2 protein-coding genes are annotated in these 1,741 nt (G+C 33.2%); both read left to right on the forward strand.

All coding sequences use genetic code 11. The features are described from left to right. The coding region (locus tag J2Z25_RS18475; RefSeq protein WP_209741562.1) for an ABC transporter permease at nt 1–948 on the forward strand (948 nt) is incomplete at its 5' end. Next, the coding region (locus J2Z25_RS18480; RefSeq protein ID WP_209741563.1) for an ABC transporter permease at nt 948–1,741 on the forward strand (794 nt) is incomplete at its 3' end. The genes J2Z25_RS18475 and J2Z25_RS18480, both read left to right, overlap by 1 nt.

The following is a 1,741-nucleotide window of genomic DNA, read 5'->3' on the forward strand; positions in this document are numbered from 1 at the left end:
AGAATAGGTAATACAATAGCTACTGCAACACCATTAATGCTAACAGGACTTTCAGTTGCCTTTGCATTTAAGACAGGATTATTTAACATAGGGGCACCGGGACAAATGTTATTTGGAGGATTTTGTTCAATAGCGGTAGGGTTATCATTAGATTTACCAAAAGCAATCCTTGTTCCTATTGTTGTATTAGCTGGGATATTAGGTGGAGCACTATGGGCTACAGTTCCAGGGATTTTAAAAGCTAAATTTAATGTTCATGAAGTTGTATCATCAATAATGATGAACTGGGTTGCTTATTGGATAGTTTATTATAATATTCCAAAATATTTTAAAGGTGAATTCTTAGAAACTGAATCAAAAATGTTATCAGATTCAGCAACTTTAAAAGCTTCTTGGTTATCAAATATTTTTGAAGGATCATATATAAACTTAGGTATTTTCTTAGCTATGATAGCAGTTTTCATTGTTTGGTTTATATTAAATAAAACAGTTTTAGGATATGAGTTAAAGGCTGTTGGATTTAACAGATTTGGAGCTGAATATGCGGGTATGCCAGTTAATAGAAATATAGTTATTTCTATGATGATAGCTGGTGCTTTATCTGGTCTTGCAGGAGCTATACAATATACTGGTAATGCAAACATAATGCAAATTGGTGTTATGCCAAGCCAAGGCTTCGACGGTATAGCAGTAGCATTGCTTGGAGCAAGCAATCCAATTGGAGTTTTCTTCTCAGCATTATTCTTTGGAGTATTATATGTTGGAAAAGGCTTTATGAATGCAGCAGTAAAGGTACCACCAGAACTTGCAGATACTATAATGGCTACAATAATTTACTTTGCAGCAACAAGTATGATAATGGATAAAGTAATAAAAAGATTCAAAAAAACAAAAAAAGATGATTCACAAGGTAAAAATAGTTCTTCTGAAAGGGTGGTGGAAAAATAATGTGGAGTATAATAGAACAAATTTTTCCATATGCAATTTCATATACAGTGCCTCTTTTAATAACAGCGTTAGGAGCACTTTATTGTGAAAGAAGTGGAATTGTAAATATAGGTTTAGATGGACTTATGATAATAGGTTCATTTGCAGGAGCATTAACAGTTTCAAAGCTACAAGCAAATGGAGTAGCAGGAGCTTTATGGATAGGATTATTAGTAGCAACTTTAGTTGGAGTTTTATTCTCGTTACTACATGCATTTGCAAGTATAAACTTAAATGCAAATCAAGTAATTAGTGGTACTGCTATAAATATGATAGCAGGAGCATTAACAGTATTCTTAGCAAGAAATATTACAGGTAGTGGTAATATAAGAGTTACAAATGGATTTATTCCAAAGGATATTCCAGTATTGTCACAAATTCCAATAATAGGACCACTTTTCTTTACAAAAACTTATGCAACAACATGGCTTGTAATAGTAATTTTATTGGTTAGTGCATTCTTATTATATAAAACAAGCTTTGGATTAAGATTAAGAGCTTGTGGTGAGCATCCGCAAGCGGCAGCAGCAGCTGGAGTAAGTGTATTTAAAATGAGATATATAGGAGTTATGGTATCAGGTGGATTATCAGCTTTAGGTGGAGCTATAATTTTGGTAACATACTCAGGAGAATTTAATGGAAATGTTGCAGGTCTTGGATTCCTAGCATTAGCAGCATTAATATTTGGACAATGGAAACCACTTGGAATATTAGGAGCAACATTCTTCTTTGGATTTGCTTCAACAATAGCTAA

The organism is Clostridium tertium (assembly GCF_017873245.1).
GTDB classification, from domain to species: domain Bacteria; phylum Bacillota; class Clostridia; order Clostridiales; family Clostridiaceae; genus Clostridium; species Clostridium tertium.